General features: G+C 62.7%; 23 protein-coding genes. 14 read left to right on the top strand and 9 right to left on the bottom strand.

All coding sequences use genetic code 11. The features are described from left to right. The first annotated feature begins 14 nt into the window (after positions 1-14). The 8 genes from BWP39_RS25585 (at position 15) to BWP39_RS25550 (ending at position 11,404) form a co-directional block, all read left to right on the top strand. The gene (locus BWP39_RS25585) at positions 15-1,463 is read left to right on the top strand and encodes an efflux transporter outer membrane subunit (RefSeq protein WP_096725052.1); all 1,449 of its coding nucleotides are present in this window, start codon (positions 15-17) and stop codon (positions 1,461-1,463) included. 77 nt (positions 1,464-1,540) lie between these two features. Beyond that, positions 1,541-4,192, top strand: a complete 2,652-nt coding sequence (acnA, locus tag BWP39_RS25580) for an aconitate hydratase AcnA (protein WP_096725051.1) — start codon at positions 1,541-1,543, stop codon at positions 4,190-4,192. After that, positions 4,189-5,085: a GntR family transcriptional regulator gene (locus BWP39_RS25575; RefSeq protein WP_096725050.1), complete on the top strand. Its 897-nt coding sequence runs from the start codon at positions 4,189-4,191 to the stop codon at positions 5,083-5,085. The genes acnA and BWP39_RS25575 overlap by 4 nt, the downstream gene beginning before the upstream one ends. A gap of 226 nt (positions 5,086-5,311) precedes the next feature. After that, entirely contained in the window at positions 5,312-6,172 is an 861-nt protein-coding gene (locus BWP39_RS25570; protein WP_096725049.1) for a hydrolase, read from the top strand. A gap of 38 nt (positions 6,173-6,210) precedes the next feature. After that, entirely contained in the window at positions 6,211-7,797 is a 1,587-nt protein-coding gene (locus tag BWP39_RS25565; RefSeq protein ID WP_096725048.1) for an ABC transporter substrate-binding protein, read from the top strand. Positions 7,798-7,805: 8 nt separating this feature from the next. Next, entirely contained in the window at positions 7,806-8,747 is a 942-nt protein-coding gene (locus BWP39_RS25560; protein WP_096725047.1) for an ABC transporter permease, read from the top strand. Beyond that, on the top strand, positions 8,748-9,578 hold the full coding sequence (locus BWP39_RS25555) for an ABC transporter permease (protein WP_096725046.1): 831 nt from the start codon (positions 8,748-8,750) through the stop codon (positions 9,576-9,578). Beyond that, the gene (locus tag BWP39_RS25550; protein WP_096725045.1) at positions 9,575-11,404 is read left to right on the top strand and encodes a dipeptide ABC transporter ATP-binding protein; all 1,830 of its coding nucleotides are present in this window, start codon (positions 9,575-9,577) and stop codon (positions 11,402-11,404) included. Before BWP39_RS25555 ends, BWP39_RS25550 begins: the two co-directional genes overlap by 4 nt. Before the next feature lie 66 nt (positions 11,405-11,470). On the opposite strand, the gene BWP39_RS25545 is transcribed toward BWP39_RS25550, so the two are convergent. Continuing rightward, positions 11,471-12,679: a porin gene (locus BWP39_RS25545; protein WP_096726169.1), complete on the bottom strand. Its 1,209-nt coding sequence runs from the start codon at positions 12,677-12,679 to the stop codon at positions 11,471-11,473. A 206-nt stretch (positions 12,680-12,885) separates the two neighbouring features. On the opposite strand from BWP39_RS25545, the gene BWP39_RS25540 reads away from it, so the two are divergent. The 4 genes from BWP39_RS25540 (at position 12,886) to panE (ending at position 17,606) form a co-directional block, all read left to right on the top strand. After that, positions 12,886-13,815 (top strand): LysR family transcriptional regulator, encoded by a 930-nt coding sequence (locus tag BWP39_RS25540; protein WP_096725044.1) that lies wholly within the window; start codon positions 12,886-12,888, stop codon positions 13,813-13,815. A 118-nt stretch (positions 13,816-13,933) separates the two neighbouring features. Next, positions 13,934-14,989: an ornithine cyclodeaminase gene (locus tag BWP39_RS25535; RefSeq protein ID WP_096725043.1), complete on the top strand. Its 1,056-nt coding sequence runs from the start codon at positions 13,934-13,936 to the stop codon at positions 14,987-14,989. 40 nt (positions 14,990-15,029) lie between these two features. Beyond that, on the top strand, positions 15,030-16,529 hold the full coding sequence (locus BWP39_RS25530) for a serine hydrolase domain-containing protein (protein WP_096725042.1): 1,500 nt from the start codon (positions 15,030-15,032) through the stop codon (positions 16,527-16,529). 141 nt (positions 16,530-16,670) lie between these two features. Next, on the top strand, positions 16,671-17,606 hold the full coding sequence (gene panE / locus BWP39_RS25525) for a 2-dehydropantoate 2-reductase (protein ID WP_096725041.1): 936 nt from the start codon (positions 16,671-16,673) through the stop codon (positions 17,604-17,606). A gap of 46 nt (positions 17,607-17,652) precedes the next feature. Here the strand turns inward: panE and BWP39_RS25520 are convergent, their stop codons facing one another. Genes BWP39_RS25520 through BWP39_RS25490 form a run of 7 tightly spaced genes read right to left on the bottom strand, consistent with a single transcriptional unit; the run spans position 17,653 to position 24,443 of the window. Continuing rightward, positions 17,653-18,699, bottom strand: coding sequence for an ABC transporter substrate-binding protein (locus tag BWP39_RS25520; RefSeq protein WP_096725040.1), 1,047 nt, complete (start codon positions 18,697-18,699; stop codon positions 17,653-17,655). Positions 18,700-18,710: 11 nt separating this feature from the next. Further along, positions 18,711-19,880 carry an NAD(P)/FAD-dependent oxidoreductase gene (locus tag BWP39_RS25515; RefSeq protein ID WP_096725039.1) on the bottom strand — a complete coding sequence of 390 codons (1,170 nt, stop codon included), beginning with the start codon at positions 19,878-19,880 and terminating at the stop codon, positions 18,711-18,713. Beyond that, on the bottom strand, positions 19,873-21,312 hold the full coding sequence (locus tag BWP39_RS25510) for an FAD/NAD(P)-dependent oxidoreductase (protein WP_096725038.1): 1,440 nt from the start codon (positions 21,310-21,312) through the stop codon (positions 19,873-19,875). The genes BWP39_RS25515 and BWP39_RS25510 overlap by 8 nt, the downstream gene beginning before the upstream one ends. Then, positions 21,309-21,656, bottom strand: a complete 348-nt coding sequence (locus BWP39_RS25505) for a (2Fe-2S)-binding protein (RefSeq protein WP_096725037.1) — start codon at positions 21,654-21,656, stop codon at positions 21,309-21,311. Before BWP39_RS25505 ends, BWP39_RS25510 begins: the two co-directional genes overlap by 4 nt. Continuing rightward, positions 21,656-22,450, bottom strand: a complete 795-nt coding sequence (locus tag BWP39_RS25500) for an ABC transporter permease (RefSeq protein WP_096725036.1) — start codon at positions 22,448-22,450, stop codon at positions 21,656-21,658. Before BWP39_RS25500 ends, BWP39_RS25505 begins: the two co-directional genes overlap by 1 nt. A gap of 9 nt (positions 22,451-22,459) precedes the next feature. After that, complete coding sequence (locus BWP39_RS25495; RefSeq protein ID WP_096725035.1) at positions 22,460-23,359, bottom strand: ABC transporter permease; 900 nt, start codon at positions 23,357-23,359, stop codon at positions 22,460-22,462. Beyond that, complete coding sequence (locus BWP39_RS25490) at positions 23,352-24,443, bottom strand: ABC transporter ATP-binding protein (protein ID WP_096725034.1); 1,092 nt, start codon at positions 24,441-24,443, stop codon at positions 23,352-23,354. The genes BWP39_RS25495 and BWP39_RS25490 overlap by 8 nt, the downstream gene beginning before the upstream one ends. On the opposite strand from BWP39_RS25490, the gene BWP39_RS31590 reads away from it, so the two are divergent. Together BWP39_RS31590 and BWP39_RS25485 are read left to right on the top strand one after the other, a co-directional pair. After that, positions 24,442-24,687 carry a hypothetical protein gene (locus BWP39_RS31590; RefSeq protein WP_133116936.1) on the top strand — a complete coding sequence of 82 codons (246 nt, stop codon included), beginning with the start codon at positions 24,442-24,444 and terminating at the stop codon, positions 24,685-24,687. The two genes, BWP39_RS25490 and BWP39_RS31590, sit on opposite strands and share 2 nt — an antisense overlap. Positions 24,688-24,745: 58 nt before the next feature. Further along, positions 24,746-25,615, top strand: a complete 870-nt coding sequence (locus tag BWP39_RS25485) for an IclR family transcriptional regulator (protein WP_096725033.1) — start codon at positions 24,746-24,748, stop codon at positions 25,613-25,615. A gap of 39 nt (positions 25,616-25,654) precedes the next feature. Here BWP39_RS25485 and BWP39_RS25475 read toward each other — a convergent pair whose 3' ends face one another. Continuing rightward, complete coding sequence (locus tag BWP39_RS25475; RefSeq protein WP_170043901.1) at positions 25,655-26,527, bottom strand: AraC family transcriptional regulator; 873 nt, start codon at positions 26,525-26,527, stop codon at positions 25,655-25,657. Between the last annotated feature and the right edge of the window lie 42 nt (positions 26,528-26,569).

Here is a 26,569-nt window from a genome sequence, read left to right as displayed (position 1 = left end):
CTGAGACGACAGACATGAACCCAATGATGAAGCGCGCGCTAGCCGCCATGATGATCGCGAATCTCGCGGCCTGTGCGGTGCAGCCGGAAAGCCATGCGAATCTGCCGCAGACGGTGCAGACCGTTGCGCCCACAACATGGAGCGTCGATGCGCCGCACGACACGAAGGACGCCGCCGCCTGGTGGGCACAGTTCGGCGACCCGGTCATGCATCGGCTGGTGCAAACGGTGCTCGAGAACAACCTCGATGTGAAGGCCGCAGTTGAGCGCGTCAAGCAGGCACAGGCCGTCGCGACGCAGCGTGGCGCGGTCCTGCTGCCGGAACTCGACGCCAACGCACAAGCGGCCGATGAACGCCAGAATGCGCCGCCGCCGCTTGGTTATGTGCGGCAGGCTGGCTTTGGCCTCGCGGCGACATGGACTCCCGATGTGTTCGGCGGCGAGCGTCTTGCGTTGCTCGCAGCACAGGCACAGACGAGCGGCCGCGAAGCTGCGCTGAACGAACTACGACTCGCGCTCGCAGCGAACGCTGCCTCCGCGTATATCGATCTACGCTGGGCGCAAGCCGATCTGCAGATCCTGCAAGACAACGAGCAGATTCGCAGCCGCGCGCTGAAGCTGACGCAGGAGCGCCTGCACTACGGCCTGTCGACGCAGCTCGATGTCGCGCGTGCGCGTAATCAACTCGAAGATGTGCAGGCGCGGATTCCCCGCACGCAATCGACGATCCAGCATCAGTTGAGCCTGATTGCCGTGTATTCGGGCCGGGCACCGGAGAGCGTCGACGGTCTGCTGAGCGGCGACACTCTGGCTGGAGCAGTAGCGATTCCAGTTCCGCCCACCGACGTTCCGCAGACACTGCCTTCCGACGCGTTGTTGCGCCGTCCCGACGTGCGTACCGCGTATGCGGGTGTCGAGCAGCGCGCAGCCGAAGTCGGAGCGGCGAGAGCGCAGCGTTATCCGCAGTTCCGATTGAGTCTGACCGATGGCCTGCTCGCGTCGTCATATCTCGGCTTGCCGACGCTGACCGACAACCTGTTCAGCGCCGCGTTGAGCGCAACGAGTCCGATCTTCAACGCGGGCCGTATCACGGCGAACATCGACGAGAACGAAAGCCGCATGCGCGAATCGCAGCTCGGTTTGCAGCAGACCATGCTGCAGGCGCTCAAGGAAATCGAGGACACGCGCAGCGATCTCGTCAGCGGCGCGGTACAAGTGGAGCGCCTGGGCGGCGCACTCGATGCGTCGGACCAGGCGCTGCATCTGTCTAGCACGTTGTACAAGAATGGGGCGTCGAGTTTTCTCGACGTGCTCGATGCACAGGAGGTGTATCTGCGCGACGAGCAGTCGCTGAACCAGGCGCGTCGCGAACATGCGCTTGCGGCAGTAGCGTTGTACCGGTCGCTCGGCGGCGGCTGGGACCCGGATGCTGCGCGTGCCGATGTGGCGTCGGCGGCGCGCTGACCGGCTAAGCCGCGCTCCAGGAAATTGACGTTCCCGGCATATTGCATTTGTAAATATAAAAATGCAATATGCCGGGGATGCAAACTACCCGTATTCCCACTTCAGCGACGCTAAGCGTCGGCGACGCTTCGTTTCGATTCGTCGATCTCAAGGCATCGTTCGGCGCTGAGTTACTGCGCCTACCAGTCGTGCTCCGCCTGCTGCTGGAAAACGTGGGGCGCAATGCGCAGGGAAGCGAACAGCACGACGCGATCGAAGCAATCTTCGACTGGCTCGCAGACGGTACGAGCCACGCGGAGATCGCGTTTTATCCGAGCCGCGTGCTGATGCACGACACGACCAGCACACCCGCACTGGTCGACATTGCCGCGATGCGCGATGTGCTCGCGGAAGCCGGTGTCGATCCCACCGTGCTGAACCCGGTGCTGCCCGTCGACGTTTCAGTCGATCACTCGCTCGCCGTCGAATACTTTGCGCAACCCGACGCGGCGTCGCTCAACCTGCAACTCGAACTCCACCGTAATGCGGAGCGTTACCGCTTCCTGCGCTGGGCATCCCACGCGCTCGAAGGCGTGCGTATTCATCCGCCGGGCACGGGGATCATGCACACGATCAACCTGGAGCAGCTTGCTACGGTCGTGTCGATCGAGAGCCGCGAGGGCGAGCACTGGGCAGTGCCCGATACCTTGATCGGAACGGACAGCCATACGCCGATGATCAACGGCATCGGCGTGCTCGGGTGGGGCGTGGGCGGCCTGGAAGCGCAGACGGTGATGTTCGGTATGCCGGTCATGCAGCGGCTGCCCGATGTCGTGGGCGTGCGGCTGACCGGCGCGTTGCGCGCCGGCGTACTCGCTACCGATCTCGCGTTGACCGTCACCCAGCGCTTGCGCGAGATCGACGTGACCGGCGCATTCGTCGAATTCTTCGGACGAGGCGTGAGCACGCTGAGCGCGGGCGAGCGCTGCGTGGTGGCGAACATGGCGCCCGAATACGGCGCAACAACGGGCTTTTTCCCGGTCGACCAGCGGACTCTCGATTATCTTCGGACGACTGGCAGACCCGCGGATGTCGTTGCCCGCGTCGAAGCGCTGACGAAAAGAACCGGCTTGTGGTTCGATCCGGATGCCGTACCGCGCTACACGCACATTGTCGATATCGATATGAATGCGATCGGTATGCATGTGGCGGGGCCGCGCCGTCCGCAGGATCTGCTCGGCTATGCGGATACAGCGGCGGCGCTGGCGAAGCTCGCCTTCGCACCCGGCAACGCGCCGCCCAACCTGCCTGAATACCCGGTTGCAATCGCAGCGATCACCAGTTGCACGAATACCTCGGACCCTGCGTTACTCATCGCTGCGGGCCTCGTCGCTCGCAACGCACGCCGCCTCGGGTTGCGCGTGCCGGCCTGGGTGAAGACATCGCTGGCACCGGGTTCGCCGGCGGCGGCGCGGTATCTACAGCGCGCCGGCTTGATCGACGATCTGTCGGCGCTCGGTTTCGATATCGTCGGTTACGGCTGTACGACCTGCATTGGCAATGCCGGCCCACTCACCGCGCCGGTGCAGGCCGCGCTTGCCGACGGCACGATCCATCCGGTCGCGGTGCTGTCGGGCAACCGCAATTTCCCCGGCCGCATCCATCCCGATCTGGATCTCGGCTTCATCATGTCGCCGCCGCTCGTGATCGCCTTCGCGCTTGCAGGCGATGCGCAGGCGAACCTGGAGCGCGACCCGTTGCAGATTGGGGCTGACGGCACAGCGGTTTTTCTCGCACAAATCTGGCCGACGCGCGAAGAGATTGCCGCGCTCGTAGAGCGCGGTGCCTCGCCGGACGACTATCCACGTGCGTTCACCGAAGCGTCGCGGAACCCGGTCTGGCATCGGCTCGACGCGCCCAGTAGTCCGCTTTTCCCGTGGAATCCCGCATCGACCGCATTGCGCCGTCCGCCGTTTGCTGCACTCGATGAAGGCAGCCTGCTAGGACATTACCGTGCGTACCCGTTGCTTGTGGTCGGCGACGACGTGACGACGGACCACATCTCGCCGGCCAGTGCGATTCCGCAGGACAGCTTCGTCGCCGATTTTCTGGTGGAGCGCGGCGACGATCGCAACGACCTGAACGTGTTCGCATCGCGGCGCGGTAACTGGGAGGTGATGGTACGCGCCGCGTTCTACAACAAGACGCTGGTCAATCTGTTGCAGCCTGATGCGCCGGTGGCGCACACGCTTCATGTGCCGGACGGCGCCGTGCTGCCGATCTTCGAAGCCGCGCGCCGCTATCGTGCGAACGGTGACGCGGTCGTGCTCGTAGCGGGTGAGCGTTACGGGACTGGTTCGTCGCGCGACTGGGCTGCGAAAGGGCAACGTCTGCTCGGTATTCGCGCGGTGCTGGCGGTCAGCTTCGAGCGGATTCACCGTTCCAACCTGATCGGTATGGGCATCCTGCCGCTGTGCCTGCCAGCGGGCATCAATCCCGCGACGCTGAATCTCCAGCCGCGCGACAGACTGGAGATCGATGCGAATGCCGACGCACTGGCTCCGCGCGGTTCGATCCCGGTGCGAATTCATCGAGCGAATGGCAACATCGAAGCATTCGAAGCACGCGCCGCAGTGGAAACGAGGCTCGAAATCGAACTGCTGCGCGTAGGCGGCGTAATTCCACTGATCCTGCAGAAAACGCTGACAGCACACCGCACAACAACCGGCCTACCTGAAAACACCCGATGACCCCCGACCCATCCATCGCCAGCCAGATTGTCGAACTGATCCAGACGGAAGGGATCGAGGTCGGTAGTCATTTGCCCGCACAGAAACTGGCCGACCGGCTGCGCGTATCGCGCTCGCCAGTCAACGAAGCACTCGTGCTGCTGCACGAAAAGGGCCTCTTGACCCGCGAACCCAATCGCGGCTTCTTTCTCGCGAAGCCGGTCGTCGCGCCGCTTGCGGAAGTCGTCGACGGGCTCGGTCTGGCCGCGCAGGACATCGTCACTCGCGTGTACTTCCAGATTGCCGACGACCTGCTAAAAGGCACGTTACCCGAAACGTCATCCGAACTGATGCTGCGAGAGCGCTATGGGCTCACGCACACTCAGTTGAATGCCGTGCTTGGACGGATTGCGGGCGAGGGCTGGGCCGAGCGCAAACCCGGTTACGGCTGGATTTTCTCGACAATGCTGACGACACCGGACAGCCTGTTGCAGTCGTATCGCCTGCGGCTCGCACTGGAGCCGGCCGCGTTGCTGGAACCAGGTTTTCGTCTGGAACGCAAGGTACTGGAACGGTGCCGTGCCGCGGAACAACATCTGCTCGACGGCGGAATCGAAACCGATACCGCAGACCAGTTGCACGATCGTGGTGTGCGGTTTCACGAAGCGCTCGTCGAAGCGTCCGGAAACCCATTCTTCATCGATACGATCAAGCGTGTGAACCGGGTGCGCCGGTTGCTCTCATACCGCTCGATGCGCGACCGCAAGCGCTACGTCAAACATTGCAGACAGCACCTGCAGATCCTTGCATTGCTCGAACAGGAGCGTAACGACGAGGCGTCCGAGGCGCTGCGCGAACATCTGCGGCATACACTCGACGCGCTCTCGAAGATCGCCGGCATCCTGCAACCGTAGCGGACCGTGCGCACTGTGATCTAAAAAACAGATCACGATATTTTGGCCGGACTTCCTTGCTGGCAGGGGCGTGCTTACGATCGTCACACATCCCGATGCGGACTTACACAAGGCTGCATAGCTAAAGTTTTCGTTTATCGTAAGTAAGAAGAAATCGTAACTTTCTTTGTTTTTGCGAATCCACACTACGCATATGACGATTTCCAATAACCCTTCAAGTCTGTCTATGCCCCCTCAAGACCTTCCCGTCGGTGCCGTCTCCCAGGGCGATGCGATGTATGACTACGGCTCGACCACCGTGTTCACGCATCGCAACGATCCGCGCTTCGCTTACACGTTGTACGTGCCACCCGCTATCCGGGAGCCGTCGAACAACGTCGAACTCGTCGTCGCGGTACACGGCACCGACCGCGGGTTCATCAAATACCGCGACGCATTCGCAGGCTTTGCCCGCTGGAACAACTGCGCGGTGCTGTGCCCGCTGTTCCCGGTCGGTGTGCTCGGCGACAACAATCGCGACGGCTACAAGCATCTGCTGGAAGGCGACATCCGCTACGACCGCGTGCTGCTCGATATGGTCGATGAAGTGGGTAGCCGTTACGGCAAAACCTTCGACACGTTCGCGTTGTTCGGCTTCTCCGGCGGCGGCCAGTTCGTCAACCGCTTTGCCTATCTGCATCCGGAGCGGCTGTGGGCGGCATCGATCGGCGCGCCGGGCTCCGTGACGTTGCTCGACGTGAACCGCGACTGGTGGGTTGGATTACGTGGTATCGAACAGCGCTTCGGTAAACCATTCGATCTCGCCGCGTTGCAGCGCGTGCCAGTCCAGATGGTGGTCGGCAAGGCCGATCTGGAGACGTGGGAGATCACCCATCGCGAAGGCCGCGGCAGCTACATGCCCGGTGCCAACGATGCCGGTGCGACGCGCCCCGAGCGCCTGCGCACACTCCAGCAGACCTTCGAAGCCGCTGGCGTCAACGTGCAGTTCGACGAGTTGCCGAATATCGCGCACAACGCGTTGCAGACCATCGAGGCCGTCGTGCTCGATTTCTTCGCAACGACACTGAGTGCGCGGCGTTCGCAATAGCGACGGCGCAATAACAATATCTGGAGACCGCATCTGTGATGCCCCGCTGCCTGTGTGCCTGGCAACATCGGTTGTGCGTGCTTGTCGCGTTGACGGGATGCGTCGCATGGGCGGGATCGCGTCCGGTTGCTGCCGCAACGATATCGCCGGTACCGACGCACGAAATCCGCTTTGCTCAAAGCATCGATACACAAACGTCGATGCCCGGCAATGTCGCGCGCAACACGGCCACCGACAACATCATGGCCAATGTCGTCGAGTCGCTGGTGGCGCTGCGCGCCGATCTGAGCGTGGGACCGATGCTCGCGGACAGTTGGGACATCTCGCCGGACGAGCGAACCTATACGTTCCATCTGCGGCACGGCGTGCGGTTTCACGACGGCAAGCCAGTGACCTCCGCCGAGGTCAAATGGAGCTTCGAGTTTCTGATGAAGCCGGGCTCGCAGTTTCAATGCCGGTTTCTCTATAACGGCGACCGCGGGGCTCGCGTGCTTGCGGTCCACACGCCCGATCCATCGACCGTAGTTTTTGAACTCGACCGGCCCGATACCCTGTTCCTCAAACGCATGGTCGATCCGAGTTGTCCGCTCGCGGTGCTGAGCCCGTCGAGCGTCGACAGCACCGGCGCATGGGTCAGACCGGTTGCCACCGGCCCGTATGTGTTCTCCGAATGGAAGCGCGGCCAATACGTGTTGCTCAAACCATTCGCGCAATACCGGCCGCGTACCGAAGCGCCAAGCGGCATGGCGGGTGCCAAGGTCGCGCACGACGACGTCCGCTTTGTCGTGATTCCCGACGCGGCCGCGCAGAAATCGGCACTGGTCGCGGGACAGATCGACGTGATGGGAGTGGACGGCGACGATATGTTGCCACCCGATCCGCGCTGGCATCTCATCGATGGTCCGAGCGCCGACCCGGCCGCGCTGCTGATGCAGACACGCGACCCGCTGCTCGCCGACGTGCGCATGCGCCGCGCGATTGCACTCGCACTCGATCTGCCGGGCATCGTCAATGCGGTGAGCGATGGGCGCGCGCACTACAACCCATCGTTCGTGCCCGATGCCAGCGAGCTGTTTTCTCCCGTCGACGCGACCGGCTATACGAAGAACCTACCGGAGATGAAGCGTCTGCTCGCGCAGGTGGGTTACCACGGCCAGACGCTGAAGCTCGAAACCAACCGGCGCTACACGGACATGTACAAGCAGGCGGTGTACATGCAGGCGCTGTTGTCGAAGGCAGGTATTCATGCCGAGTTGAGCATCGTCGAGTGGGGCACGCAACTCAGCGATTTCCGCTCGGGTCATTTCCAGTTGATGTCGTTCGGCTATACGGCGCGTATCGATCCTGCATTGATGTATGGCGAGGTGATCGGCGACAAGTCGAAGGCGCCGCTATACCAATGGGAGAACCCCGCCGCGCGCGCGTTGCTGCGCAGCCTGCAGGGCGTCACCGACGAAAGCGTGCGCAAGCAGACCTTCGAGAAACTGCACCGCATGATGATCGCCGACACACCGATGCTGGTGACTTACTACACGCGTGACCTGCTGCTCGTCAGCAGCCGTCTGCATGGCGTGACGACCTGGCCGATGCGCCGGATCCGGCTGTTCAACGTGACCAAAGAGTAGCGAGCACGATGCTTTCCTACATGATCAAACGGATTGCGATGGCGGTGCCCACGGTCGTCATCGTGACGCTGCTGGTGTTCGGCATGATGCGGGCGATTCCCGGCGACCCGGCGACGTTGATGCTCGGCGATATCAACGATCCGGTACTGCTCGCGCAACTGCGCCATCAGTTCGGACTCGATCGTTCCGTGCCCGAGCAGTTCGTGGTGTGGGTCACGCATCTGCTGCACGGCGATCTCGGCATGTCGATTGCGCGTCATCAACCGGTGGCCGAACTGATCCGCACGACGTTTCCGGTGACTGCGCAGATCGTGCTGGCAGCGACGCTGCTGGCCAGTGTGATTGCGATTCCGGCGGGTCTGTTTGCTGCGTGGTCGCAGAACCGCCGCGCCGATCCCGCGATCGTGTTCGGCAGCATCCTGCTGGTATCGCTACCGAGCTTCTGGGTCGGCATCCTGCTGATGTGGCTGTTCGGCGTGAAGCTGCAATGGCTGCCGACCTTCGGCTACGAGAGTTTCAGCGAAGCGGGATGGGGCAGCGTGCGGTATCTGGTGCTGCCGGTGCTCGCCGTTGCGTTCGGCGAAATTGCGGTGCTGACGCGCATGATGCGCGCGAGCAGCCTCGAAGTGCTGCGCCTCGAATACATCTCGCACGCGCGCGCCAAGGGGTTATCCGAACCGCGCGTACTGCTGCGCCACGCGCTGCCGAATGCATTCGGACCGGCACTAACCGTGGTCGGATTGATCCTCGGCCATCTGCTCGCGGGCGGCGCCGTAATCGAAACGGTGTTCACGCTGCCCGGCATGGGGCGTTTGCTGGTCGACAGTATTTACGCGCGCGACTATCCGGTCGTGCAGGGATGTCTGCTGCTGATCGCGTTGCTCTATGTCCTCGTCAATCTGCTCGTCGACCTGCTGTATCCGGTCTTCGATCCGCGCATGAAGCTCTAGATGAAACTGTCCTCCTTCAAGCGGTTGAATCTCGCGATCGGCGTCGTGCTGGTCGGGTGGCTGCTATTCATCGCACTGGTCGGCCTGTTCTACACGCCCTACGATCCCAGCGACGTCGATCTTGTCACCCGCTATGGGGCGCCGAGTCTGCAGCACTGGCTTGGCACCGATGAGTTCGGCCGGGACGTGTTGTCGCGCATCATGGCGGGCGCTGGGGTGAGCGTCACGGTTAGCGTCGGCTCGGTGCTGTTTGCGCTCGCCTTGGGGACGACGCTAGGCACTGTGTGCGGTTATGTCGGTGGTTGGCTCGACCGGTTGGCACTGGTGTTGATTGATGCGTTGATGGCGTTCCCGGGCTTGCTGCTCGCGCTCGGCATCATGACGGTGCTGGGGCCGTCGAAGTGGGCGGTGGTCCTCGCGCTCGGCCTTGCCTACACACCTTCGGTGATGCGGCTCGCGCGCGGTGGCACGTTGTCGCTGCGCAGCCGCGATTTTGTCGTCGCGTCGCGGGCGATGGGCAACAGCGGCTGGTGGACGTTATGCCGACACGTGTTACCGAACTGCGTCGCACCGCTGCTGATCTTCTCGACTTCGCTATTCGGTTCGGCGTTGCTTGCCGAAAGCGCGCTGAGCTTCCTCGGGCTCGGCGTACCACCACCTGCGCCGACCTGGGGCGGCATGCTGGCCGATAGCCGCGGCGCTATCGATCGTGCGATCTGGCTGGCGATCTTTCCAGGCATGTCGATCTCGCTCGCGCTGCTCGGCATCAATATGCTCGGCGACGCGGTACGCGATCTGCTCGATCCGCGCATGAAGGGAGTGACCCGATGACGGTCCAGCAATCCGTGCACACACCGCTGCTGAGCGTGCGTGATCTCACGCTCGCATTTCGCGGCGCCGACGGTCATCCGAAACCTGTAGTCCAGCAGGTGAGTTTCGATCTCGATGCCGGAAGGTCGCTTGCAGTGGTCGGAGAATCGGGCAGTGGCAAGACGATGATCGGTAAAGCATTGCTCGGTTTGCTGCCGGACTCCGCACAGATACTCGGTGGCAGCGCGACCTTCGCGGACCACGCGCTACTCGACCAGACGCCGGCGCAATGGCGCGCACTGCGCGGCGTCGGAGTCGGTATGGTGTTTCAGGAACCGATGGTGTCGCTGAATCCGGCGTTTCGTATCGGTACGCAATTGACTGAAGCGCTCACGCGGCGACGCGGTGTGCCGCAGGCGCAGGCATGGGCCCAGGCCGTTGCGATGCTCGAACGCGTACGGGTGCGCGATCCGCAAGGGTGCATGAAGCGCTATCCGCATGAGTTCTCCGGTGGTATGCGGCAGCGGATCATGCTCGCTGCGGTCATGCTGCTGCGCCCAAAACTGCTGATCGCCGACGAGCCGACCACTGCGCTCGACTGCGTCGTGCAGAAAGAGGTGCTCGACCTGATGACTGCCTTGACGCGCGAAGAGGGCACCGCGCTGATCTTTATCAGCCACAATCTCGCGCTCGTTGCTGCGTATACGGAGCAGGTTCTGGTGATGCGCGCCGGAGTCGCCGTCGAAAACGGGCCCGCTGCGCTGGTGCTGTCGCGGCCTTCGCATCCATACACGCTTGCGTTGCTCGATGCGTTGCCGCGTCGTACAGAGACATCGCTGGATGCGGCTCCGTCAGCGCAGGGCGAAATGCCTGGTGGAGCCGCAGCTGTGCCGCCAGTCCTCGAAGTGCGCAACGTCGCGATTGACTATCCTGCCGCGCGTGGCGGCATCGGCAACTGGCTGCGCGGTGCGCGTAACGTGCGTGCGGTGCACCGCACGTCGTTCAGCGTGCGGGCCGGCGAAACGCTCGCCATCGTCGGCGAGTCGGGCAGCGGCAAGACGAGCTTGACCAAGGCCGTGCTTGGCCTCGTCACGCCAGCAGAAGGAGAAGTTCTCCTGAACGGTGAGCCGTTTCTCGACGGCAGCGCGAAGCGTCTACAGATGGCGCGCCGCGCGATCCAGATCGTCTTCCAGGACCCGTACTCATCGCTCGATCCGCGTATGCGAGTCGGTGCGTTGGTAGCCGAAGGTCTGCGTGTGGACCGCACACTCGATGCCGCGCAGCGTGCGACGCGCGTCAGCGAATCGCTGGCGGACGTCGGTCTCGCCGATCACGCACAGCGCTTCGTGCACGAGCTATCGGGCGGCCAACGTCAGCGAGTGGCGATAGCACGTGCGCTAGCGAGTCGTCCGGCCGTGATCATCGCCGACGAACCGGTGTCCGCGCTCGACGTGACCGTGCAGAAGCAGGTGCTCGACATGCTCGTATCGCTGCAGGCACGCTACGGTTTTGCCTGCCTGCTGATCTCGCACGACCTGGGTGTAGTCGAACAGATCGCGCAACGCGTGCTGGTGATGCTGCGCGGACACATCGTTGAAGAAGGCACACGCGATGCGGTATTCGACGATCCCTGTCATCCGTACACACGCCGCTTGTTGCAGGCGGTGCCCGAGTTGCGCGGCAACCGGCAGGACGGCTTCAAGGTGGTATCGCGTGAAGTGCCGGTGCAGCGCCGCGCGGCTGAGGTCTATTTCGATCCCGACGATGCAAAGCGTGGTGCGCCGCAAATGATCTATGTGATGCAGGCAGATGCGGGGCATCGCGTCGCGGTGTTCGCGGGTGCGTGAGCAGCAGACAAAGAAAAGGTGCCACGTGGCACCTTTTTCAAAGTAATGCGGTGTCGCTTGACGTCGTTAGAACTTGTGCCGAATACCGACCACCACAGCGGTCTGCGAATTGCTCGACGAACTCGACAGGTTCGCAATCGCGGCGACGGCTTTCTTGCCGGTCGAGTCTTCACCGCTGGCATGTTCGTAGATACCGACCAGATACAGATCGGTGCGCGTGGAGAGCAGGTAGTTCGCGCCGAGATTGATCTGGTTGTACGTCGCGCCGGAGATGCTGCCGACCGAACTGCCGCGCGTGTACGTATAAGCCGCACCGAGTTGCAGCGCCGGTGTGACGAGGTAGGTGAAGTTCAGTTCGCCGAGATTGAAAGTCGCGGTACCGTGCAGATGGCTGGGGTTCAGCCCAGCCCCCGCTTCGCTGCCGAGATTCTGGAACGCGACGTTGCTGTACACACCGCCGATCGTCGCATTGCCGATCTTGTAGGCAGCGCCCGCGCTGATCACCTGCCACGCGCCGGCCGATGCGAAGCCGCTGTACACCGGGCTCGACATGTTCAGTGCGCTGGTCGATGCCGAGGTGTTCGCGTTCGGATTCGTGCCGAACACCGAGTAGTTCGGGTCTTTGGCTTTTTCGTAGGCAACGCCGAGTGCGAGCGGGCCGTTGCGGTAACCGGCGCCGAAGCCGAACAACTGGTTCTGTGTGACTTCGCCGGCTTTGCCGCCAAAGCTGTAGAGGCCGCCGAACGTGAAGCCGCCATAGTTCTGGCTCGCGTACTTGACCGCATTGTTGATGCGATAGGAGTTGTCGAGATTGTCCATGTCGCCAGGGTGCGCGCCGTAGATGCTGCCCCATTCGCTGGCGGTGACGAGCGTCTCGTCGTTTGCCGATTCGAAGCCGCCGACGTAGTCGCCGAGCGGATCGTACTGGCGGCCCAGGGTGACCGTGCCGTACGGGCCCGCGAGGCCGACGTAAACCTTGCGTCCGAACAGGGCGCCACCCTGGCCGAGCGTGCCGTTGTCGATGTTGAAGCCGCCTTCGAGACGAAAGATGGCGGTGAGCCCGCCACCGAGATCTTCGGAACCGCGCATGCCCCAGCGGTCGCCTTGCAGGTTGCCGGACGCCGCCGAGTATTGATGCGTGCCTTTCGAGTTCGAGTTGAACTCGAGGCCGGTGTCGACGAGTCCGTAGAGGGTGACGCTGCTCTGGGCGAACACGAGGTTTGAAAATGTAGCGAATGCGGTGAATGCAGCGAGTGATGGGATGGTCTTTTTCATCATATTATCCTCGGCAAAGCCGGATGCGACTGCGGTATGAGACTCGCGCGAAAGGCGCAAGCTGAGCTGAAGGCTAAGCGGTCATTTTGGGTCCAGGAAGTTCGATCCATGGCATCGCGATCGAATGGAAAGATCACAATAGAGACCCGTATTTGCAGCGTGTAGAAGACCTGTTACGCGTGGCTACGAGTCGTCAAGGAAACCTCATGACATTGAGTCAGCTCAGAGCGTTTTGCGCAGTCGTCGAACAGGGCAGTTTTCGCGCGGCCGCGCGCTCACTCGATATCGCGCAGAGCGCGTTGACCCATGCGATCCAGAGTCTCGAAGCCGAACTCGCCGTGACGCTGCTGACGCGCTCGCATCTCGGCATCAGCCTCACACCGTTCGGCGAGAAACTGCTGGTCAGAGCCTCGGCGATCCTCAAGGATTGCGAACGCATCGATGTCGATATGCGTGAACTGGAGGGCGAACCGGTCGGGCGGATTTCGCTCGGCGTGACGTCCGAGCCGCTCGCCGAACTGCTGGTTCCGGTGCTGAAAAACTTCATGGCGGCGTTTCCGCGCGTGCTCGTGCATGTATCGAGCGGTTCGGCGCAGATGCTGATGGAGCGGATTCGCAACGGTCGGCTCGATTTCGCGTTGTGTCCGCTGTCGCCGCAGGTGGTCGATGCGGATCTGCATATCGACCGGTTGTATCCCTCAGCGCCCGCGGTGCTCGCGCGTGCGGGGCATCCAAAGGCGCATGCGACGTCGATCGTCGAACTGGCCGATTGCGAGTGGGTGGGCTTCAGACGGGAAGGCATCGTCGGCATTGCGGCGAATCGCCTGGTGGGCCTGTTCGCTGCACATGGCCTCGATGGACCAAAAATCGTGATTACTGCCGAGACCTTGCTGGAGTCGCTGTTTCTCGTGTGCGAGACCGACTATCTGACGATGGACCCTGGTGTGCTTGCCAGCTACAAGCTGTTTTCGGGGTCGCTGATCAAGATCCCGATTCGCGAGACTTTTAGCCGGCGTGATGTCAGCCTGATACGCCGCAGCACGTCGCCGTTAACACTGGTTGCGCACGAACTGTCGAGTATGTTGATTTCGTATGCGCGTTTGCAACACGGTGTCGCGCGAAGTAGGGATGCATGAGCGGCTGTGGGGCGTAGTGATCTGATTCTCCGATCACGATAGCCGCGAGCGTGCTTCCGGCCGTCCGGGTGAACACCTAACATAGCGGGCATTCATTGCGTTTGCGAGTCTCAGGAAAATGACCCGATATATCGATGTAAGCGATGTCCGAAAGCTGGTGACGTCGATCGGTGCGGAATCGTTCATCACGACGATGGCCGACTATATTCGCGCGGACTATCTGCGCTGGAACGAGATCGAGAAGTCGGCGCGCGTCGCCAATCACGTGCCCGGCGGTGTGATCGAACTGATGCCGACCTCGGATCGCACGCTATACGGTTTCAAGTATGTGAACGGTCACCCTAAGAACACCCACGTCAACATGCTGACCGTGATGGCGTTCGGCGTGCTCGCGGAAGTCGATTCGGGCTTTCCGGTGCTGCTCAGCGAATTCACGATCATGACCGCGTTACGCACGGCCGCGACGTCCGCGCTCGTGGCAAAGGTGCTGGCGCGACCGGAGGCAAGATCGATGGCGTTGATCGGCAACGGCGCGCAAAGCGAGTTCCAGGTGCTCGCGTTTCGGGCCATGCTCGGTATCGATGAGGTTCGTGTGTTCGATATCGATCCCGCCGCTACCGACAAACTGATCCGCAATCTGTCCAGCTTCAAGGGGCTGCGGATTGTCAGGTCGGCAAGCACGGCAGAAGCGGTGCGCGGCGCCGACATCGTGACGACCGCGACCGCCGACAAGGCTAACGCAACGATCCTGACGCCAGAGATGATCGAGCCTGGTATGCATATCAACGCGGTCGGCGGCGACTGTCCCGGCAAGACCGAACTACATGTGGACGTGCTGAAAGGCGCGCGCGTGATCGTGGAGTTCGAACCGCAGACCCGGATCGAAGGCGATATTCAGCAACTGCCTGCCGATTTCCCGGTGGTTGAGCTATGGCGCGTGTTGTCCGGCGAGCAACCCGGCCGCGAATATGCGGCACAGGTCACTGTGTTCGATTCGGTGGGTTTCGCACTCGAAGATTTTTCGGCGCTACGTTATTTGCGCGACGTCGCGGACGCGCGCAACATCGGTCGACAGATCGATCTGATCCCTAAGCCTGTGGACCCGAAAGACCTCTTTCAGTTTGTCGCTGACGATGTTGTTGCCGAGCCGCGATTCATTCAATTGACGGCATAGCGCGCGTTTTCGTTTTCCACTTATTGCAGGTGCAGAGACCATGCCAGACCCTTCCGCCGCTCGCGAGATCAAATCCGATGGCCTGACGCGCGCTTATCCGTCGGTGGCGGGGGTGGACCCTGATGCGGTGATTGCGTTTCTGAACGACGTCGAAGCCGCACAGCTCGATCTGCATTCGCTGATGCTGTACCGCAACGGTCATGTCGTGGCCGAAGCCTGGCGCTGGCCGTACCGCGCAGACCGGCTGCGCAACCTGCATTCGGTCGCGAAGAGTTTTACTGCGTGCGCGATCGGTCTGGCGCTCGACGAAGGACGATTCGGGCTCGACGACAAGGTCGTATCGTTCTTCCCCGAGATGTTGCCCGATGTAGTGAGCGACGGACTGGCCGCCATGACCGTCGAAGATCTGCTGACGATGCGCGTCGGGCACGCGAGCGAAACGTCGGGTGCCGCATGGCGCACGCTCGAAACGAGCTGGATCGCGGAGTTTCTCAAGATCCCGATTGTGGAGCGCCCGGGTGAAGTGTTTCTGTACACGAGCGCGGCCAGCTACATGTTGTCGGCGATCCTGAGTCGCACGACCGGCGAGACGTTGCACGACTATCTGAAGCCCAGGCTCTTCGAACCGCTCGGAATCGAAGGCGAAACCTGGGATATCGGCACCGACAATATCAATCCAGGCGGCAACGGGCTCAGTACTAAAACGGTCGACCTGCTCAAGCTCGGCATGCTCCATCTGCAGAACGGTGTATGGGAAGGCAGACGTGTGTTGCCGGAATCGTGGGTGAGTGCGGCCACTCGCGCGCATGATGTGTCCGGACGATACGGCTACCACTGGTGGGTGCACGAGAACAGCATATATAGCGCGATCGGTGTGTTCGTTCAGATGGTGACCGTGTTTCCCGAACAGAATGCGGTACTGGCGGTGACGGGTGCTATCAAGGGAAGCTCGAAGCTGCTGCCGCATATCTGGCGGCACTTTCCTGCGGCATTCGGCGCTGCGTTGCCCGTCGATGCGGCAGGTAGCACCGCCACTGCCGCCGATGCAAGACTCTCTGCGAAGCTCGCCGGGTGGCAAAGGGAGGACGCTCCGGTGGCATGGAAGCTGCCTTATTTGCATGCACGCGGCGCGACGGACGATCCATTGAAGGTTGGTACGAGACGGTTCACGATGCAACCGAACGCACAAGGCATTCGCGAGCTGCAACTCGACCTCGACGCGACGGAGTGCAGATTTCGCCTGATCGATGCGGACGGTGAGCATGTCATCGTGGCAGGCATGGACCGGTGGATCGAGAGCGGCAACCAGATGCCCGGACAGGATTTACATCACAGCTACCGCCTTGTCGGTAGTCCGGTCGTTGCGCGCGCATGCTGGCTCGACCGCTCGCGCCTGCAGATGACGTGGATTTTCGCCGAGACCGCGTTCCGCGATACGGTGACCTGCGAATTCGACGAGCGGCAGATCGTGTATCGGCGCGAGGTGAATATCAACAGCGGGGCGCTGCGTTACGACGATGTGATCGGGACGCTTGCATAACCGTAAGCCAGCATCGTTGTGCCACTCCCGCAGCCCTGCGCATCTGCCGATGCAAAACCCCAATCCTTGCTACAGTCACCGTACTCGCGGCACACGCAAGGGGCGTCGTGCCGTTGACCGGACAGACTGGAGGGTAGGGCGATGCGTATTCTCGTAGTGGGGGCGGGGGCAGTCGGTGGGTATTTCGGCGGACGTCTGGTGCAGGCGGGGCGCGACGTGACGTTTCTTGTGCGGCCCGCACGCGCGGCGCAACTGAAGGAGGCGGGTCTCGTGATCCGCAGTCCGCGCGGCGATGCAACGTTGCGCGACGTGAAGACGGTACTCGCCGACGGCATCACTGAGCCATTCGATGTCGTGCTGCTCAGTTGCAAGGCCTACCATCTAGACGATGCGATCGCTTCGTTTGCACCCGCTGTCGGCCCGAACACGGCGATTTTGCCGCTGCTAAACGGCATGCGCCACATCGACGTGCTCACACAGAAATTCGGCGCGTCGCGCGTACTCGGCGGCCAGTGCGTGATTGCTGCGACGCTGAACGCCGCACGCGAGATCGTGCACCTGAACGACATGCACGCGATGACATTCGGCGAACTAGCAGGTGGCTCGAGCGAACGCGTGCGTGCGATCGCCGCGCAACTGGAAGGCGCCGGTTTCGATGCGAAGCCCGCCGACAACGTGTTGCAGCAGATGTGGGAAAAGTGGGTGTTCCTCGCTTCGCTCGCAGCCAGTACGTGTCTATATCGGGCGGCGGTCGGCGATATCCTCTCGACACCGGACGGGCGCAAGTTGATTGAAGGAATACTCGCCGAAGCGCGCGCGGTGTCGGCGCACAACGGTCATCCGGTCGGCGACGCGTTCGAAGGCCGCGCCAACGCCGTGCTGTTCACTGAGGGCTCGCCGATGACGGCCTCGATGATGCGCGATGTCGAGAATCACGCGCCGACGGAAGCCGATCACATTCTCGGCGACCTGATCGCGCGCGGCGGCGATGCGCAGCAGGGCGATGCATTGTCGCTACTGCGCATCGCATACAGCCATCTGAAAGCCTACGCGGCACGCGAAGCCCGCGGCGCATAGACAGAAACACCGTGCGTGCAGGTCCAACCCTGCACGCACGCGAACCTCAACGTTCGATCTCGCGATTCCAGCGCGTATCCCACTGCGCGCGATGCGCGTTGATCGTGTCCCAGTCCACCACCGTCACCTTGCGCACCAGATCGTCGAGATTGCCGAGACTCTGCTGCATCGGCGCGGGCATCTTCGCGAGGCGGTTGGTCGGGATCTGCTTGCCCGCTTCGGCGGCTTTGGTTTGCGCCGGTGCGGACAGCAGGAACTGCGCGAGCTTCTGCGCGAGCTGCGGGTCCGGGTTGTGGTTGACGACGCACACATCCACCAGCAGTAACACCGGACCTTCCTTCGGATTCACGTAAGCCACCGGAATGCCTTTGTCCTGCAGGTCGCTGACTGCCGTCGGCGTGAGCGGGAACAATCCTGCTTCGCCGGTCTGCACCATTTCCGAAATTTTCGCCGAGTTCGGAATGTACTCGACGACATTCGGCCCAACGGTCGTTGCCCACTTCGTGAAGCCGGGCTCGACATTCTGCTCGCTACCGCCAAGCAAACGGTTGATCGCGAGAAAGCCGTGCAGCCCGAACGTGCTGCTCGACGCCGACTGGAACACCACCTTGCCCTTGTACTTCGGATCGGCGAAGTCCATCCATGACGTCGGCGGCGCCCAGCCTTTTTCGGCGAACAGTTTCTTGTTGTACGCGATGCCCGTCATGCCGAGCTGAACACCCGCGCCGACATCGCCCTTCATGCGCGCGAACGGATACAGCTCCTTGAGCACCGGCGCATCATCGAGCTTCTGGCACACGCCCATGCTGACTGCGCGCGACATCACACCGTCGTCGAGGAAGGCGACGTGAATCTGCGGGCTGTTGCGATTCGCGAGTAGTTTGGCGAGCACATCCGACGAGGTACCCGGCACCACCACGACCTTGACGTTGTTCGTTTTCTCGAAGTCGGGCAGCACCTGGCTCGTATAAGCCTTTTCCATCGGGCCGCCGTTCATGCCGATGTAAATCGTCTTGCTTTGTGACCACGCGGGCGCGGCTGCTGTGCACAGACATAACGCGGCAGCGGCCGCGATCGTTGCAGACAGTTTCATGGAAGGTCTCCTCATTGACGATGGACAGACGGAACAGGCTGCGCCACGGTATTCACTGCGTCGGGCGATAGGGAAGGCGGCGCAAAGCGATTGATCGCAAACGCATCGAGCGGCGTTGCAGTCGTACCGTCGACGATCAGGTCCGCCAGCACTTCGCCGACACCCGGCGCCAGCAGAAAGCCGCCGCCGGAAAAGCCGAACGCATGCAGCAGACGCGGAACAGTACCGCTCGCACCGATCACCGGGTTGTGATCTGGCGTGCAGCCTTCGACACCGCTCCACGTGCGGATCAGCAGCGCATCGCGCAGCGCAGGCAGCAGCGCGCACGCGTCGCGCATCACGGCGCGCGTCGTTTCGGTGGAAGGCTGGCCATATTCGCCGTCGCCGTGTCCGCGGCCACCGCCGATCACGCAGTTGCCGCGTGCAACCTGGCGCGCGTAGATGCCACCGCCGTACACGCCGAGGTTGTGGGTGATGAACGGGGGTAGTGGCTCGGTGACCCACATGTTCGGGTAGATCGGTTGCATCGGCACCGTTTCGCCGAAGCGGCCGGCAATCGTATTCGCCCACGCGCCGGCCGAATTGATCAGCCAGTCGGCGCTTGCATGCAGGTTGCCGGCACGTAGCTGGAAGCGCGTGCCATCGTGCTCGATGTCGTCGAGTGCGGTGTGTTCGCGGACGTCCGCGCCAGCGGCGCGAGCTGCACGCGCGAATGCGGGCGATACGAGCCGTGGATTCGCGTGGCCGTCGGTGGCGCAGAGCGAGCCACCCAGCGCCGCACGGCCGAGCCACGGGTAGCGCTGGCGAAAGGTATCGCCAGCAATCAGTTGCAGATCGAGACCATGCTCGCGTGCGAGCGTGGCATAGGCTTCGAGCGCGGCGAAATCGTCCTCGCTGCGCGCAAGCCGCAGATGCCCGGACACGACAAATTCTCCATCGATGCCGAGCAGTTCCGGCAGCCGGTCCCACACACGGCGTGCGCGCAGCGCGAGCGGCAACTGTTCGGCAGGGCGCCCCTGACAGCGCACGCCACCGTAGTTGACACCGCTTGCCTGCGCGCCGCAAAAGCGCCGCTCGAACAACCCGACGCGTAGTCCTCGTTGCGCAAGCGCGAGCGCTGCCGATGCACCGACCAGCCCGCCGCCCGCAATCGCCACGTCGTAGTGCAGAGACTCATTCATCGCGGGCCTCTTCGGGGATTGCCGTTACGCCTTCCGTGTACAACGCGGGCGACATCGGAATCGGCTTGATCGGCGCCTGACCGCGCACGCGGCCGACAGCTTCGAGCGGTAAGCCAGTTTCCTCGCTGAGCAGCGCGGCAGCAGCTTCACCGCACATACGTCCCTGGCAGCGACCCATGCCGACACGCGTCAATGCTTTCAGACGATTGATCTCGACGGCGTCGCCTGCACGAATGCATTGGCGCAACGTACCTGCGTCGATCTCTTCGCAACGGCATACGGTCATGCTGTCGGGCCAGCGCGACGTGCAGCCTGCGGGCGGCGCGAACGCAGCCTCGATGCCGCTACGAAACACAGCGATGCGTCGCAGCTTGCGTGCGAGTTGTGCGGCATCCGGTTGACCGTTAATGCGCGGATGCGCGATGCCAAGATCGTCGAGCAGGGCGAGTGCCGTGCGACGTCCCGCTGCTTCGGCTGCATCGGCACCGGCAATGCCCGCGCCATCGCCGGCCAGATAGATGCCGCGCACCGAGCTGCGGCCAGCGTCATCGAGTTCCGGTAGCCAGCAGCGATTGAGTGTGTCGAAGCGGAAGCGGCAACCGGCGAGATCCGCGAGCTGTGTCTCGGGCCGCAGGCCGAAGCCGATGCCGACGGCGTCGCACGCTAGCGTCTGAACAGCAGCGGCAGGACCCCCGTCGCGTCGCCACGCAATACCCGTAACGAAGCGTTCGCCATCAATGCCATCGAGCGTCACACCGCGTTCGATCCGCACCCCATGCGCCTTCAGCCAACCGACGTAGTAGAGCCCTTTCGCGAAAGTCGATGGCAGGCGCGCGAGCCGCGGTGCTGCTGCGATCTGTTGCGACCAGCTGCTCGTGTCGAGCACGGCGGCGATCTGCGCACCGGCCTTCGCGTATTGATACGCGACGAGGTACAGCAGCGGCCCCGTACCCGCGAGCACGACACGTCGACCGATCGCGCAACCCTGCGCTTTCAAGGCGACCTGCGCGCCACCGAGCGTATAGACGCCGGGCAGCGTCCAGCCCGGCACCGGCAGCACGCGATCAGTTGCGCCGCTTGCGATGATCAGATGTGAGAACGGCACACGTGCTTCGCGGCCTGCGTGCAGCGTATCGAGGTAGCCAGGTTCGCAGGACCATGCGAGCGTGTCCGGCCGGTAGTCGAGCTGCGGTAACAGCGCTGCCATCGTCGTGTGCAGCGCGTCGGCTTTGCGCGCTTCGAAGCCGTACAGCGTGGTTTTCGAGCGAACGAACGCGGCATCAGCCGGCGGCTGCCGATAGATCTGACCACCCCAGCGCGCGTTCTCGTCGATCACCACCGGCGACAGTCCCGCGGCGACGAGCGTCTGTGCGGCGCGCACGCCAGCCGGCCCGGCTCCGACGATCACGATGCGAGCGTCGTCGTGCGTCATTGGTCGGCTCCAGGCAGACCGGCCAGCGCACGCGTGACGATACGCATACCGTCGGCAATCTGCGTCGAGCACGCGCGAATGCGTGTGCCGTCTTCGGTACGGACCCAGCAATCCTGGCACGCGCCGATCAGGCAAAAACCCGCACGCGGTTCGCCGCTGAATTCGCTCGCCCGCACGCTGCGCTGTTGCGTGAGGATTGCGGTGAGAACGGTATCGCCGGCGAGTGCCACAACGGGCCGCCCATCGAGCACGAACGCAAGCGGCGCGCGCTGCGTTTCGGCGAGCCTGACGAACTGCGCGCCGGCCGCTTGAGGATCGAATGAATGCGAATCGGAAGAAGACATCAATGCTGGCCGATCAGAATGCGGTTGAGTCCGTACACGCGATCGAGCAACAGCATCGCGCCTGCGGTAATGAAGATCACGAGCGCCGAGACGGATGCCATCATCGGATCGATCGATTCCGTCGCGTACATGTACATGCGCACCGGCAACGTGACCGTTTGCGGTGACGTCACGAAGATCGACATCGTCAGCTCGTCGAAGCTGTTGATAAACGCGAGCAACCAGCCGCCGGTGATGCCGGGCAGGATCATCGGTAGCGTGACGCGGCGGAAAGCCGTCCACGCGTCGGCGCCGAGCGACTGCGCCGTATGTTCGATGCTGCGATCGAGACCGCTCACCGAGGCAAGCACGAGGCGCATGACGAATGGCGTGATGATCACCATATGCGCGAGTACGAGCCATGCGAACGAACCGGTTGCACCGACCAGTGCAAAGAACCGCAGCAATGCGATACCGAGCACGAGCCCTGGAATGACCAGTGGCGACAGCAGCAGACCGTTCAGAAAGCTGCGCCCTGGAAAACGCGCACGACCAATGGCCAGCCCCGCAGGCAACGCAACGATCAGCGACAACGTGGCCGACGCGAACGCAAGCTTAAGGCTGTTAAAAAACGCACTGACGAAGTCGGGATAATCGAGAATTGCGCGGAACCAGCGCAGCGAGAAGCCGTGCGTGGGCAGCGTCAACGTTTCATCGGGCGTGAACGCAACCAGCACGACGATTGCGAGCGGCGCGAGCACGAACAGGATGACGAGCGTATGGAAGGCGAGGGCGAGCGGACCGTTCTTTCTCATCGTGGGCTCCTAGCCGATACTGCGCGCGTAGCGGCGTTCGAGTACGCGGTAGTACGTCAGCATCACGACGAGATTCGCGGCCAGCAGCAACAGCGCGATCGTCGCGCCGAGCGGCCAGTTCAGCGAGCTGAGGAATTCGTCATAGACGGCGGTTGCTGCAACCTTCAAGCGACGCCCGCCGAGCAGACCCGGAATCGCAAACGCACTGGCCGACAGACCGAACACCATCAGGCTGCCCGACAGGATGCCGGGCATCAGTTGCGGCAGCACGATGCGGCGCAAGGTCGTAGCGGGCGACGCCATCAGCGACAGCGCGGCGTTCTCGGTCTGCGGATCGAGCTTTTGCAGCGCGGTCCAGACGGGGATCACCATGAACGGCAACATCACGTGAACGAGCGCAATGACGATAGCGAACGTCGTGTACTCGAGCTTGTACGGGCCAAGACCGAACGCGCCGAGCGCATGATTGACGAGCCCGTCGGTGTTGAGCAGCATGCTCCAGCCGAACGCGCGCACCACCACCGACACCAGCAGTGGCGCGAGAATCACCAGCAGAAACAGCGAACGCCACGGGTCGCGCATGCGCGACAGCACGTACGCTTCGGGCGTGCCGATCGCGATGCACAGCGCGGTAGTCAACACGGCGATGCCGAAGGTCCGCGCGAAGATTGTGTGGAAATACGACGACGTCAGCACTTCCGCGTAGTTGCCGAACTGGAACGCGGCGATCGGGCCGCTGGCCGGATCGAAACGATAGAAGGTGAGAACAAGCGTCATCGCGAGCGGCACGAGGACGAGCACCGCAAACAGCGCGAAGGCCGGCGCGCACATCAGCCACAGCGGCAGGTACGCGTGCCACGGTGCGCGCGCTGCCGCAGCGCGGCGGGTAACAGGCAGTGCGCTAGCCATGATGCGCATCCCGCTGAATAAAACGGATCGCTTCGCTATTCCAGTCGACGCCGACCGGTGCGCCTTCCGCGAGCGGCTCGGTGCCTTCGTTCTGACAACACACGAGCACTTCGCCAAGCTTGCTGTCGACCCGATACAGCCACTGGCTACCGAGGAAAAACCGGCTCGTCACGGTGGCCGACAGCCTGCCGGTGCCTGGTGCGCACAGCCGTAACTTTTCCGGACGGATGCACAGCGTGACGGCATCGCCGACATCGATCTCGCGTTCACGTAGCGGCAGTTGCGCCGTGCGTCCGGTTTCGGCGAGATCGTGGCCGAGGTCGATACGGATCGCTTCGCCGTCGCGGCTCACGACCTTGCCCGGCAGCATGTTGGCCTTGCCGATGAACTGCGACACGAACAGATTCTCGGGGCGCTCGTATGCGTGATACGGCGTATCGATCTGTGTGATGCGTCCTGCTTCCATCACGACAACGCGATCGCTGATCGACAGCGCTTCGGACTGATCGTGTGTGACCATGATCGTCGTCGTGCCGACCTTGCGCTGGATCGCGCGCAGTTCGAACTGCATGTCCTCGCGCAACTTCGCGTCGAGATTCGACATCGGTTCGTCGAGCAGCAGCACCGGCGGCGCGATGACGATCGCGCGGGCAATCGCTACACGTTGCCGCTGTCCGCCCGACAGTTCGCGCGGAAAGCGATGCGCGAGCGTATCGAGCCGCACGAGCGCGAGCGTCTCGCGAATTCGCTCCTTACGTTCGGCCTTGTCGATGCCGCGCATCTCGAGTCCGAAGCCGACGTTTTCCGCGACGCTCATATGCGGAAACAGCGCGTAGCTCTGGAACACGACGCCGAGGCCGCGCCGGTTCGGCTTCATCTGCGTGATGTCGCGGCCGTCGAGCGTGATGCGGCCGCGCGTCACGTCGACGAACCCCGCGATCATCTGCAGCGTCGTGGTCTTGCCGCAACCCGATGGCCCGAGCAGCGACACGAACTCGCCCTTTTCGACCGACAGGTTCACGTCGGCGACCGCATGCAGATCGCCGAACGACTTCGTCAGGTCCGTGAGTGTGAGGAACGACATGGCGTGGCCTTTGGGTGAGCGCGCACCCGATGAGTCCGTGATGGCTCGGATGAAGCCGACTCTAGCCAGCCAAATTATGCAGCGTCAATTTGATATTCCATCAAACGATATAAAAACGAAAATAATTCCATTAAATGGAATATATTTGCCATGCGGGGTTGAATTGATTCCATTCGAGGATGTGCGCGTAATCCCTGATATTGACGAATTTGTGCCGATACAAAGGCGCAGACAGGCATTCTGATAACGAATCGAACCCGTGCTAATCTTCCGCTGAATGGAATCAATTTGAAGGAAACTCGATGATCACTACCGTTCATGACGACGATCCCGCGCCGGGTTCCGCCAGCACGCCAGGCACCGGCATGCTGGCGCGGGCGTTCGCGGTACTGCGCGCGCTCGCGGGTATGCAGCAGGATGGCGCACGCGTGACACGGCTCGCAAAGACGGTCGGCCTCACGCAGGGCACCGTGCATCGCATCCTGCAGACACTGATCGTCGAAGGGATGGTCGAGCAGGACGAGCAATCGAAGCTGTACCGCCTGAGCGTCGACTTCTTCGCGCTCGCGGCGCAGGCTGGCAACCCCAACGGCCTGCGTACGCTTTGCCGGCCCGCGCTGCTGCGTCTGTGCGCGAGTCTTGGCGACACGATCTTCCTGCTCGCGAAGAACGGGTTCGACGCGGTGTGCGTCGATCTGTGCGAAGGGCCGTTCCCGATCCGCTCGTTTACCGGCGACATCGGCGGACGGGTCGCGCTTGGTGTCGGTCAGGGCAGCCTCGCGATCCTCGCGTTTCTGCCGGAAGCGGAACGCGAAGAAATCATCCGCTTCAATGTCCCGCGTATTCGCGGCTATGGTGTGCTGGACGAGGTCTATCTGCGCACGGAGATCGAGCGCGTGCGGCAGCTTGGCTACGCGGGTCGCAGCAGCGGTGTGCTCGACGGGATGGCGGGGGTGGCGGTGCCGGTGCTCGATCGCAACGGTATCGCGGTGGCGGCGCTCAGCGTCGGTACGCTCGCGTCGCGGCTCGGTGACGACCGCCTGCCGATGGTCGTCGAACTGTTGCGGCGCCAGGCCGATGCGATTGGCCCGCAGACGAATCCCTTCGATGCCGCGCTACGCCGCCCGATGCAGGCGCTCGCGGCGGCGGCCGTCAGCGAACGGATCGGTTGACGGCCCTCCGTTGCAGGTGAGCGTACAACCCTTCCCGTCTCATTGCTGACGCACAATCTCCTCACTCGGATTACGTCCAAAATGCCGGCGATACTCCCGGCTGAACTGCGATGCGCTGTCGTAGCCGACCTCGATCCCGGCATCAGCCACGCGCATAACGCCCGAGAGGATGCGCCGGCGCGCTTCCTCCATTCTTATTTCGCGGCGGTATTCGAGCGGCGTCATTGCCGTGACCGCCTTGAAATGGCGATGCAGCGAGGTGACGCTCATCCCCACGAGCGAAGCCAGTTCATCGATATGAAGCGGTTGGTGGTAGTTGTCGCGAAGCCAACGGATTGCATGATCAATCTGCTTCAGGCCTGGATCATTGACCAGAGCGGAAACAATGGGGCCCAACGCGCCTTGCAGGAGGCGGTAAATAATCTCCCGCTCGATCATGGGCGCGAGCACGATGGCGTCCTCTGGCCGATCGAGAATGTCTAGCAGTCGGGTGATCGGGTCGATGAGGGCTTCCTCCAGCGCACCTACCGAGAGGCCGCATACGCCCACCTTCGGTGTGGGGGGTGACGGCATCGTTGACCAGACTTCGGTGACGCGGAGGCGGTCAAGCGTCAGATTCAACGCAAGGTGCGGTTTGTCCGGCGATGCCTCGGTCACGTGTGCGGTGACAGGTAGATCGGTCGTGGCGATCAGACATTGCGACGCCCCGGCATCATGAACCGTTCGTCCGAGCAGCACGCGTTTGCGTCCTTGCAGCACCACGCAAAAGCGCGGGTCATAGAGGCTGCGTACCGGCTGCGTCGGATTCGGGCAGTTGAAGAGCGTGAGGTTGGGCAACGACGTGGCGAGCCGCGTCTGATTGCAGTGCCGCAGGACAAGGCGGTGCAGCGACGACAGGTTGTCTGCAAGCATAAGAAAACCCGCTCTGAAGTGAGGCGCACACGCTGCCCGCGG

The sequence above is a fragment of the Paraburkholderia acidicola genome (genome assembly GCF_002362315.1).
GTDB classification, from domain to species: domain Bacteria; phylum Pseudomonadota; class Gammaproteobacteria; order Burkholderiales; family Burkholderiaceae; genus Paraburkholderia; species Paraburkholderia acidicola.
Note: the sequence above shows the minus strand (reverse complement) of the source record. Positions and strands in the feature narration are given on the sequence as shown.

Excerpts from the sequence above, each read along its gene's own strand:
- BWP39_RS25585 (WP_096725052.1), top strand. The coding sequence starts at position 15 with ATGAACCCAATGATGAAGCGCGCGCTAGCCGCCATGATGATCGCGAAT.
- acnA (WP_096725051.1), top strand. The coding sequence starts at position 1,541 with ATGCAAACTACCCGTATTCCCACTTCAGCGACGCTAAGCGTCGGCGAC.
- BWP39_RS25575 (WP_096725050.1), top strand. The coding sequence starts at position 4,189 with ATGACCCCCGACCCATCCATCGCCAGCCAGATTGTCGAACTGATCCAG.
- BWP39_RS25570 (WP_096725049.1), top strand. The coding sequence starts at position 5,312 with ATGCCCCCTCAAGACCTTCCCGTCGGTGCCGTCTCCCAGGGCGATGCG.
- BWP39_RS25565 (WP_096725048.1), top strand. The coding sequence starts at position 6,211 with ATGCCCCGCTGCCTGTGTGCCTGGCAACATCGGTTGTGCGTGCTTGTC.
- BWP39_RS25560 (WP_096725047.1), top strand. The coding sequence starts at position 7,806 with ATGCTTTCCTACATGATCAAACGGATTGCGATGGCGGTGCCCACGGTC.
- BWP39_RS25555 (WP_096725046.1), top strand. The coding sequence starts at position 8,748 with ATGAAACTGTCCTCCTTCAAGCGGTTGAATCTCGCGATCGGCGTCGTG.
- BWP39_RS25550 (WP_096725045.1), top strand. The coding sequence starts at position 9,575 with ATGACGGTCCAGCAATCCGTGCACACACCGCTGCTGAGCGTGCGTGAT.
- BWP39_RS25545 (WP_096726169.1), bottom strand. The coding sequence starts at position 12,679 with ATGAAAAAGACCATCCCATCACTCGCTGCATTCACCGCATTCGCTACA.
- BWP39_RS25540 (WP_096725044.1), top strand. The coding sequence starts at position 12,886 with ATGACATTGAGTCAGCTCAGAGCGTTTTGCGCAGTCGTCGAACAGGGC.
- BWP39_RS25535 (WP_096725043.1), top strand. The coding sequence starts at position 13,934 with ATGACCCGATATATCGATGTAAGCGATGTCCGAAAGCTGGTGACGTCG.
- BWP39_RS25530 (WP_096725042.1), top strand. The coding sequence starts at position 15,030 with ATGCCAGACCCTTCCGCCGCTCGCGAGATCAAATCCGATGGCCTGACG.
- panE (WP_096725041.1), top strand. The coding sequence starts at position 16,671 with ATGCGTATTCTCGTAGTGGGGGCGGGGGCAGTCGGTGGGTATTTCGGC.
- BWP39_RS25520 (WP_096725040.1), bottom strand. The coding sequence starts at position 18,699 with ATGAAACTGTCTGCAACGATCGCGGCCGCTGCCGCGTTATGTCTGTGC.
- BWP39_RS25515 (WP_096725039.1), bottom strand. The coding sequence starts at position 19,880 with ATGAATGAGTCTCTGCACTACGACGTGGCGATTGCGGGCGGCGGGCTG.
- BWP39_RS25510 (WP_096725038.1), bottom strand. The coding sequence starts at position 21,312 with ATGACGCACGACGACGCTCGCATCGTGATCGTCGGAGCCGGGCCGGCT.
- BWP39_RS25505 (WP_096725037.1), bottom strand. The coding sequence starts at position 21,656 with ATGTCTTCTTCCGATTCGCATTCATTCGATCCTCAAGCGGCCGGCGCG.
- BWP39_RS25500 (WP_096725036.1), bottom strand. The coding sequence starts at position 22,450 with ATGAGAAAGAACGGTCCGCTCGCCCTCGCCTTCCATACGCTCGTCATC.
- BWP39_RS25495 (WP_096725035.1), bottom strand. The coding sequence starts at position 23,359 with ATGGCTAGCGCACTGCCTGTTACCCGCCGCGCTGCGGCAGCGCGCGCA.
- BWP39_RS31590 (WP_133116936.1), top strand. The coding sequence starts at position 24,442 with ATGGCGTGGCCTTTGGGTGAGCGCGCACCCGATGAGTCCGTGATGGCT.
- BWP39_RS25490 (WP_096725034.1), bottom strand. The coding sequence starts at position 24,443 with ATGTCGTTCCTCACACTCACGGACCTGACGAAGTCGTTCGGCGATCTG.
- BWP39_RS25485 (WP_096725033.1), top strand. The coding sequence starts at position 24,746 with ATGATCACTACCGTTCATGACGACGATCCCGCGCCGGGTTCCGCCAGC.
- BWP39_RS25475 (WP_170043901.1), bottom strand. The coding sequence starts at position 26,527 with ATGCTTGCAGACAACCTGTCGTCGCTGCACCGCCTTGTCCTGCGGCAC.